Source organism: Caulobacter sp. D5, assembly GCF_003185805.1.
In the GTDB taxonomy this organism is placed as follows: Bacteria; Pseudomonadota; Alphaproteobacteria; order Caulobacterales; family Caulobacteraceae; genus Caulobacter.
This window is the reverse complement of record NZ_QHJY01000217.1, coordinates 1-8,522: the sequence shown is the minus strand read 5'-3', so window position 1 is coordinate 8,522 and position 8,522 is coordinate 1. Positions and strand designations below refer to the sequence as shown.

The 8,522-nt window shown below is 70.8% G+C and carries 7 protein-coding genes and 1 pseudogene; 6 read left to right on the top strand and 2 right to left on the bottom strand.

Features of this window, described 5'->3' with window-relative positions:
* Positions 1-9: 9 nt before the first annotated feature.
* The 3 genes from DMC18_RS15020 to DMC18_RS15010 all read left to right on the top strand — a co-directional run bounded on the left by DMC18_RS15020 (position 10) and on the right by DMC18_RS15010 (position 4,258).
* The gene (locus tag DMC18_RS15020; protein WP_233248168.1) at positions 10-1,419 is read left to right on the top strand and encodes a M17 family metallopeptidase; all 1,410 of its coding nucleotides are present in this window, start codon (positions 10-12) and stop codon (positions 1,417-1,419) included.
* On the top strand, positions 1,419-2,255 hold the full coding sequence (locus DMC18_RS15015) for an NlpC/P60 family protein (RefSeq protein WP_110118336.1): 837 nt from the start codon (positions 1,419-1,421) through the stop codon (positions 2,253-2,255). Before DMC18_RS15020 ends, DMC18_RS15015 begins: the two co-directional genes overlap by 1 nt.
* 86 nt (positions 2,256-2,341) lie before the next feature.
* On the top strand, positions 2,342-4,258 hold the full coding sequence (locus DMC18_RS15010) for a hypothetical protein (protein ID WP_110118335.1): 1,917 nt from the start codon (positions 2,342-2,344) through the stop codon (positions 4,256-4,258).
* Positions 4,259-4,311: 53 nt separating this feature from the next.
* Here the strand turns inward: DMC18_RS15010 and DMC18_RS15005 are convergent, their stop codons facing one another.
* Both DMC18_RS15005 and DMC18_RS15000 read right to left on the bottom strand, forming a co-directional pair.
* Complete coding sequence (locus tag DMC18_RS15005; RefSeq protein ID WP_110118334.1) at positions 4,312-4,938, bottom strand: ribonuclease HII; 627 nt, start codon at positions 4,936-4,938, stop codon at positions 4,312-4,314.
* A 76-nt stretch (positions 4,939-5,014) separates the two neighbouring features.
* On the bottom strand, positions 5,015-5,878 hold the full coding sequence (locus DMC18_RS15000; protein WP_110118333.1) for a YwqG family protein: 864 nt from the start codon (positions 5,876-5,878) through the stop codon (positions 5,015-5,017).
* Positions 5,879-6,101: 223 nt separating this feature from the next.
* Between DMC18_RS15000 and DMC18_RS14995 the strand changes: the two are divergent.
* The 3 genes and pseudogenes from DMC18_RS14995 to DMC18_RS14985 all read left to right on the top strand — a co-directional run.
* Positions 6,102-7,187: pseudogene (locus tag DMC18_RS14995) on the top strand (PepSY-associated TM helix domain-containing protein); the annotation flags it as partial.
* Positions 7,184-7,366, top strand: coding sequence for a hypothetical protein (locus tag DMC18_RS14990; protein ID WP_233245164.1), 183 nt, complete (start codon positions 7,184-7,186; stop codon positions 7,364-7,366). The pseudogene DMC18_RS14995 and the gene DMC18_RS14990, both read left to right, overlap by 4 nt.
* A 45-nt stretch (positions 7,367-7,411) precedes the next feature.
* A partial coding sequence (locus DMC18_RS14985; RefSeq protein WP_233248166.1) for a sialidase family protein occupies positions 7,412-8,522 on the top strand: 1,111 nt, incomplete at its 3' end.

Here is an 8,522-nt window from a genome sequence, read left to right as displayed (position 1 = left end):
ACCGAACCCCTGATCGCCGCCTCCTCGCGCGGCGCCGCCGACGGCCCCGTGATCCCGGTGCACGCCCTCTACGAAGACGAGGTCGCCGCGTTCCTGGAGGCGCGGCCCAGCTTCGTGCGCGGCTTCGCCAAGCTGTCGGACTTCAGCGGCAAGGCCGGCCAGGTGGTGGTCGCCCCCACCCCGGAAGGCGCCCTCGACCGCGTGCTGTTCGGCCTGGGACAACGGGTTTCCAAGGGCGGACGGGCCGACGCCATGGCCTTCCGCGCCCTGCCGGCCAAGCTGCCGGCCGGCGACTATCGCCTGCACGCCGCGCCCGAGGGGCTCGACCCCGGCCAGATCGCCCTGGCCTTCGCCCTGGGGACCTATCGCTTCGACCGCTTCAAGGCCCGGGGCGCCGACGGCCCGCGACGCCTTGTCGCGGCCGAGGGCGTGGATCTTTCCGAGGTCTCGGCCATCGCCCACGCCTGCGCCCTGGCCCGCGACATGGTCAACAGCCCGGCCAACGCCATGGGCCCGCGCCAGATCGAAACCATCGCCCGCGAGATCGCCGAGCAGTTCGGCGCCAGCTTCTCGGTGGTCACGGGCGACGACCTGCTGACCGAAGGCTATCCGGCCGTCCACGCCGTGGGCCGCGCCGCCGTGCCCGAGCGCGCCCCGCGCATGCTGGAGCTCCAGTGGGGCGACGAGGCCCACCCGGTGGTGGCCCTGGTCGGCAAGGGCGTGGTGTTCGACACCGGCGGCCTGGACATCAAGCCCTCGGCCGGCATGCGGCTGATGAAGAAGGACATGGGCGGCGCCGCCCACGCTCTTGCGCTGGCGCGCATGGTGATGGCCGCCAGGCTGCCGGTGCGTCTCATCGTGCTGGTCCCGGTGGTCGAGAACGCCATCGCCGGCGACGCCATGCGGCCGGGCGACGTGCTCGACAGCCGCGCGGGCCTGACCATCGAGGTCGGCAACACCGACGCCGAGGGCCGCCTGATCCTGGCCGACGCCCTGACCCGCGCGGCCGAGCACTCGCCGGCCCTGACCATCGATCTCGCCACCCTCACCGGCGCGGCGCGCGTGGCTCTGGGTCCGCAGGTGATCCCGTTCTACACCCCCGACGACGCCCTGGCCGGCCAGATCGAGGCCGGCGCCCGCGCCGCCGCCGACCCCGTCTGGCGCATGCCGCTGTGGGACGGCTATCGCGAGGCGCTGGAAAGCGACATCGCCGACCTGAAGAACGACCCCGACGCCTGGGCCCAGGCCGGGTCGGTGACCGCCGCCCTCTTCCTGCAACGCTTCGCCCCGACGACGGGGTCGTGGGTTCACCTCGACATCTATGCCTGGAACCCCAAGGGCGCCGCCGGCCGGCCCAGCGGCGGCGAGGCCCAGGCCATCCGCGGCCTCTACGCCATGCTGAAGAGCAGGTTCGCCTGATGGCCCTGGATCGCCGCCTGACCCTGGCCCGTCCCGACCTCGCCGACCTGGCCTTGGAAGGGATCGTCGCCGCCGAGCGCTACGACGCCCCCAAGGCCCGCCAGATCGCCGCTCCCACGGCCGCCCTGCGCAAGGCCCCCGCGCCGGACGCCGAGCAGGAGAGCCAGCTGCTGTTCGGCGAGCGCTTTTCCGTGCTCGACGTGCGGGACGGCTTCGCCTGGGGCCAGGCGGCGCGCGACGGCTATGTGGGCTGGGTGGCGGAGACCGATCTCGCGCCCCTGGGCGAGCCCGCGACCCACCAGGTGGCGGTCCTGCGCACCTATGCGTTCGGCGCGCCGGACATCAAGTCGCGGCCCGTGGGACTCTATTCCCTGAACGCCCTGGTCACGGTCGAGGCCCGCGAGGGCCGCTTCGCCAAGGGCGCGGGGACCGGCTGGTTCATCGAGGCGCACCTGGCCCCCATCGGCGTGGCCACCGCCCCCGACCCGGCCGCCACGGCCCTGTCGTTCCTGGGCGCGCCCTACCAGTGGGGCGGGCGGGAAAGCCTGGGCCTGGACTGCTCGGGCCTGGTGCAGCAGGCCTTGGCCGCTTCAGGCAAGGCCGCGCCGCGCGACACCGACATGCAGTTTGCGTTCTTCCAGCCGATCGACGAAGCCGAACGCCGACGCGGCGACCTCGTGTTCTGGAAAGGCCACGTGGCCATCCTGCTCGACCCCGACACCATCGTCCACGCCAACGCCCACCACATGGCCGTGGCGGTCGAGCCCCTGGCGCAGGCCGTGGCGCGCATCGAGGCGGCGGGGGTGGGGCAGCCGACGGGGTGGCGGCGGGCGTAGGGCGGACGGACATCCGCCTGATTGATTCAGGCCGCAAGACTTCACCTTGAGGACAGCAGCCGGTGTCCTGTAAGGCTGGACCGGCTATGACCGACCCGCTCGCGCAGATCGCCGCCTGCACTCTCTTTCCCGAAAACTTGACCGTCGTCGAAATCGAGACCGGGCAGGGAAAGCCCTGGGCTTTCCTGCCTTTCGAGGACCAGAAGGCCGACATGGCCTTCCTGGACGACGGGCTCGTGCTCGCCATTGGCGACGACCGAGGCTACGCCGTCTTCGACTGTGCGACCCGGCGCCGTCTGACGCTGAACAAGGTCGCCGAAAGAGGCTCCAAGGCCTGGGCGTTCTGCAAGCATCGCAAGGTCCTGTTCGTCGCCGACGGCGACGGCTCGCTGGTCGAGGGCTACGCTTGGCGCCGCATGAACGGGGTGCGGGAAATTCCGCTGAACGGGGATCCCGAACGGTTCCACCTCATCGCGCCGGACTTTCTGGTCTCGCAGATGGTCGTCAGGTACGACGGCCGGATTATCGTGGAAGGCAGCGGCCGCGTAGGCGTGCTGGATACGCGGACCGGGGACGTCTCCTTGAGCCGCGTCGAAGACTTCAAGTTCAGCATTCCGCACATGGCGCTGACGCGCCTGAGGTGGCTAAGCCCCGACGGCCGCTGGGCGCTGCGGTCGCATGTCGGCTCGGTCATCCGGCATGTCCCGGGCGAGACTCCCGACAAGGCGGAAGACGGAAGGCATCCCGATCTTGAGGGGGAAGGCGAGACCCAATACGGCCTGGCCGTGGACCTGTTCGGTCTGGATCCGCTCGCCTTCGACCGACGGCTGATCGTGCACTACCGAACGCCCAAGATGTTCGCCATCGCATGCGGCGAGGGCGAAGAGCGCCGGGCGCAGATCGACGCCCTGGCCGATCAGGTCGACTACCGCACCTGGAACGGTCGCGACCAGTTGCTGATGACGAACCAGCCCGTCACATCACCGGATCCGGACTACGAAGCGCGCAGGCCTCTCGACGAGTTGGTGGCCCGGGTGCTGCTGGCGCCGATCCGGCATGTGCGATGGGACGATGATTGCCAAGGCTTCACGGTGATCGTCAATGAACAGGAACGTCATGTAACGCTCGACGGCCGCGCTGGTCCCCTGCGGCCTACGGACTGGAGCGACCGACGCCAGGACCCGGCCTGGCCGTCCGAGGGCGCGATCAAGGCGCTGCGACGGCGGGTGCGCGACCGCACGGTCCAGCGACTGAACGTCACGGACCTGTCGGCGTCTGGCCTGCGCGAGGCGGTCACGGCCATGGCCGATCGCCTGGATGGCGGCCTGGAGGCGATCACGTTCCGTGACGTCCTGCAGTTCCGCTTCAAGGTCGGCGGCAAGACGATCGGCGAAGCCGCATTGTTCAAGGCGGTTCGCGCGCTGCCCGAACAGGATGCGTCGCCGCTTCTGCCCGATCTGCGACGCCTGATCGGATCGTTCGGCGACCAGGCCCGCCACTACGTGAGCGAAACGTTCGACTGCCTCAATTCCGGAGGCGACCCCGAAACCTTGCGCGCCGCGCTGGCCGACGCGGCGCTCGCCCTGGCGGAGCTCGACCCGGCCAGCGTCGACGTGCTGCGCGGCTGGTTCGAAGCCGTCGACCAGGAGCACGACCTCTTCGCGGCCGAAAAGGTCTTCCCGGCCATGGCGCGCAAGACCGGCTTCAGGCAGCCCGACGCCGTGCGCTTTGGCCTCTGGTTTTTCTTTCAGCAGTCTCAGACGACGTCCTACGAGATCACCGACTTCCCGATCCTCGCCCACGCAAGGACGCTGTGGACGCCGGCCGAGTTTGCTCAGGTCGCCCTGGAAGAGGCCGAGCGCGTGGCGGACCGTGAGGAGCCGGGCCAGACGGCGAGCAGTCTCGACACCGCCTACTGCGTTCTCGAGGACCTGCTGGACCCCGGCAACGCGTGGGACGCCAGCGCCCTGGCCGAAGCGGACGCCATTTTTCCAAAGGAATAGAACTGAGCCTGATTGTCGGGTCGGCCCGGACCTTCACACCGTGGGGAGAAGGTCTATTCGCCCTCGCCCAGCCCGCCCGCCAGCGCCAGCTTCACCGGGGCCCAGCCCAGGCGATGGATCGGCGAGGGGCCGAGTTTGCGGAGGCCTTCGAGGTGGATCGGGGCGTGGTAGCCCTTGTGGCCGGCGAAGCCGTAGCCGGGATAGAGGCCGTCGGCCTCGACCATGATGCGGTCGCGGGCCTCCTTGGCCAGGATAGAGGCCGCCGCGATAGAGCACGACAGGCTGTCGCCCTTGACCACGGTCTTGACCTCGCACGGCAGGACGAAGCGGTAGTTGCCGTCCACCAGGGCGAAGGCCGGCTTGACCCCAAGCCCCTCGACGGCGCGCTTCATGGCCAGGCCGGCGGCGTGCAGGATGTTGAGCTCGGCGATCTCCTCGACCGAGGCCATGCCCACGCACCAGGCGATCGCCATGGCCTTGATCTCGATCTCCAGGGCCATGCGGGCCTTGGCCGACAGCTTCTTGGAGTCGTTGAGGCCCGCGGGCACCCGGGCCGGATCGAGGATCACGGCGGCGGCGCTGACCGGACCGGCCCACGGCCCGCGGCCGGCCTCGTCCACCCCGCAGACCGGACCCGGCCCGCAGGCGGCTTCCAGCATCATGTCGGGACCGCTCGGCATGGGCCGGTGTTTAGGCGCGTTCGCGGTCGAAGGGAACGGGGCGAAGAAAATGGGTCGGTTGGCTAAGACGGCCCCGTCAGGAGCACTGCAACACCATCCAGGTTCCCGCGAAGTCGCCCCGGCGGGCCTCTTCCTCACGGATCCAGAAATAGAGCCGCCCGACGTCGCCCCACATCATGCCCGCGTCGTCGTCGGAATCGATCTGCAGCAGCAGTCGCCAGTCCTTGGCGCCCGCCTCCAGCTGCTTGCGCCTGGGCGAGGCGTAGCCTTCCGGTCCGCCGACATAGACCCCGCTGGAGGCCAGCTGGCACTCCAGCGCCATGCCGCTGTCCTGGATCGCGGCGGGGTGGCCGCCGACCTGGTGCCAGGGCGCGTTCTTGGGCGCGTTGGCGTTCAGCCGAGCCTCGTAGGCGCCGTATTCCGGCGTGTCGACATCCGGCCAGGGCAGGCCCATCAGCTCCGCGTCCGGCCGTGAGCGGTCGGGACGCCCGCCCAAGGCGCGGCTTCGATAGGCGGCGTCGTCGGGCAGGCCGGCCGGCGGGGTGCGCGGGCGGGCGGCGAAGCCCTGCGGGTCGTGGATCACCCGCCAGCTGCCCCGATCGGCCGGATCGAACCCCCAGGTCGATTGCTCCGCGTCGTAGAAGAAAAAGAGGGCGCCACGCTCGGGCAGCCAGTCGGGTCCGCCGCTCCGGCGCAGGGCCGCCAGGTCGAGATGGAGCAGGAACGCCTGCGGCGCGTCCTTCCACAGCGGCCAGTCGTGGCGGGCGTCGAGATCGGGCCGGCCGCCCAGCCTGCCCACCGGCGCGCCCTGGCCGGACTGCAGGATCACGCAAGGCAGGGCCTGGGCGTCCATCTGGTCCAGGATCGAGGTCGCGGCCTCCGAGCGGCGCCCGCAGCCCAACAGGGCCAGAAGGCTCGTCAGCAACGTTCTGCGGATCATCGTCCATGCCCCCACATGACGGCGGCGACGCAGCGCCCGGCCCGACGCTCTAGCACGGAGACGCTCTAGCACGGAAAGGTTGCGCCGCCAGTCGCTCCCGACCTCGCCGAGCGCCGCAACCGCCACGATCCGATTGTCAGGTCTGGGCTTTTTCTCTATCGCGACCCATTCTCATTCGCTGGAGACCCGCCGTGCCCACCTTCGCCGCCCGCCCGGCGCTCGCCCGATGAAGGCCTCGACGCTGCGGGCCTGGTCGTGGGCGCACAAGTGGTCGAGCCTGGTCTCGACCCTGTTCCTGCTGATGCTGTGCGTCACCGGCCTGCCGCTCGTGTTCACCCACGAGATCGAGGAGGTCGCCATGCACCAGGCCTGGACGCCGGCGCATCCGAACGGGCCGAAGCTCGACCTCGACCAGGTGCTGGCCGCGGCCATGGCCCGCAAGCCGGGCGAGGTTCCCGCCTTCATGAGCTTCGACGAGGACCGGCCGGTGGTGAACGTCACCAGCGTCGCCCCCGGCAAGTCGGGCTACAGCTTCCAGCCGATCGACCAGACCAGCGGCGATCCAGCCCCGTCGGTGGCCGGCCATCCGGTGATGGAGTTCCTGCTCCAGCTGCACACCGACATGTTCCTGGGCCTGCCGGGCATGCTGTTCCTGGGGGCGATGGGGCTGCTGCTGGTGGTCGCGCTGGTCTCGGGGGTGGTGCTCTACGCGCCGTTCATGCGCCGGCTGCCGTTCGGCACGGTGCGGGCCCACAAGGCCGCGCGCACCCGCTGGCTCGACTATCACAACCTGCTGGGCGCGGTGACCCTGGCCTGGGTGCTGGTCGTGGGCGTCACCGGCGTCGTCAACACCCTGGCCACGCCGATCATCGCCTACTGGAAGGACACGGCGCTCAAGGAGCTGACCACCGCCTATGACCAGCCGGCGCCGATCGCGGCGCGCAGTTCGCTGAACGCGGCGGTCGAGCGGGCCAGGCTGGCCCTGCCGGGCAAGCAGCTGCAGTTCGTGGCCTTCCCCGGCTCGACCTATTCGACGCAGCACCACTATGCGGTGTTCTTCCACGGCGACACGCCGCTGACCGCCCACCTGACCACCCCGGCCCTGATCGACGCCCGCACCGGCCGGCTCGCCGCCGTCGCCCCGACGCCCTGGTACGTGGCGGCCCTGTCGCTGTCGCAGCCGCTGCACTTTGGCGACTACGGCGGTCTGCCGCTGAAGATCCTGTGGGCGCTGCTCGATCTGGCGACCATCGTGATCCTCGGCTCGGGCCTCTATCTGTGGCTGGTCAAGCGGGGGACGCTGAAATGAGCCGGGGCCATCTTTCGCTCTGGCAGGTGTTCCGCATCCCGCTGGCCATCGCGGCGCTCAGCCTGCTTGGCCTGGTCGTCGCCCTGCTGGGCGACGGCGCCTGGGACTGGATCGGGGCGGCGGCCCTGGGCGTCTCGGTGGCGGCGACCGTCTGGGCGCTGGTCGCGCGGCGGCGGTAGCCGAAGAGCGTCGCGCACCGTTAGGCTGGACGGATGAGAGCGTCCTTGATCGCCAGCCTTGCCGCCGTCCTGCTGCCGACGGCCGCCGCCGCGCCGTCCACGCCGCCCTACACGGTCGCGCCGGGGCTCTTCGCACAGGGCCGGCCCGACCTTGGCCTCGCGCCGGCGCCGGGGGCGCAGACCTTCACCGTCTTCGCGCCGAGCGAGGCGACCGACAAGTTCAGCAACGGGGTGGCGCTGATCGCCTTCAAGGGCCGCCTCTACGCCCAGTGGCAAAGCTCGGCCCGCGACGAGGATTCCGCCGACACCTGGGTCGCCTATGCGGTCAGCGACGACGGCGAGCGATGGAGCGCGCCCACCGTGCTGGCCCCGGCCGGAACCGGCGGGCTGATGCGCTCCAGCGGCGGCTGGTGGAGCGACGGCAAGGTGCTGGTCGCCTACGCCAATGTCTGGCCCGAGGGCTTCCAGTCGGGGGCTGGCGGCTACGCCGAATACCGCACCAGCTGCGACGGCCGGACCTGGAGCGCGCCGCGCCGGGTGACGGGCGCCGACGGCCGCCCCGTGGAAGGCGTGATCGAGCAAGACCCGCACCTGATCGACGGCCGGGTGATGACCGCCTTCCACCTGCGGCCGGGGATGATCGCCAAGCCGTTCTTCACCGACGATCCGCTGGGCGTCTCGGGCTGGAGGCAGGGGCGGATGGAGAGCCTGCCGCGCGATACCTCGCCTATCTCTCTAGGGGGCGCCGCCGCTCCGCACGAGAAGCGCCTCAGCCGCGAGATCGAGCCCAGCCTGTTCCGTCGCGCCGACGGCTGCGCGGTGATGGTGTTCCGCGACGAGAACCTCAGCTTCCGCCAGCTGGCCGCGCAGAGCTGCGACCGGGGCCAGACCTGGACCACGCCGGCCCTGACCGACATGCCCGACGCCCGCGCCAAGCAGAGCGCCGGCAACCTGCCAGACGGAACCGCCTATCTCGTCAACGCCCCCAACACCGAGCGCCCGCGCCTGCCCCTGGCGGTGACGCTCAGCCCCGACGGCCGCCTGTTCGACCGCAGCTGGCGCCTGCGCGGCCAGGCCGACCTGCAGCCGCTGCGGTTTCCGGGGACGTACAAGCGGCCGGGCTATCACTATCCCAAGAGCGTGGTCTGGATCGGCT

What these genes read in the sequence shown, in the direction of transcription:
- DMC18_RS15015 (WP_110118336.1), top strand. Translation starts at nt 1,419, where the DNA reads ATGGCCCTGGATCGCCGCCTGACCCTGGCCCGTCCCGACCTCGCCGAC.
- DMC18_RS15010 (WP_110118335.1), top strand. Translation starts at nt 2,342, where the DNA reads ATGACCGACCCGCTCGCGCAGATCGCCGCCTGCACTCTCTTTCCCGAA.
- DMC18_RS15005 (WP_110118334.1), bottom strand. Translation starts at nt 4,938, where the DNA reads ATGCCGAGCGGTCCCGACATGATGCTGGAAGCCGCCTGCGGGCCGGGT.
- DMC18_RS15000 (WP_110118333.1), bottom strand. Translation starts at nt 5,878, where the DNA reads ATGATCCGCAGAACGTTGCTGACGAGCCTTCTGGCCCTGTTGGGCTGC.
- DMC18_RS14990 (WP_233245164.1), top strand. Translation starts at nt 7,184, where the DNA reads ATGAGCCGGGGCCATCTTTCGCTCTGGCAGGTGTTCCGCATCCCGCTG.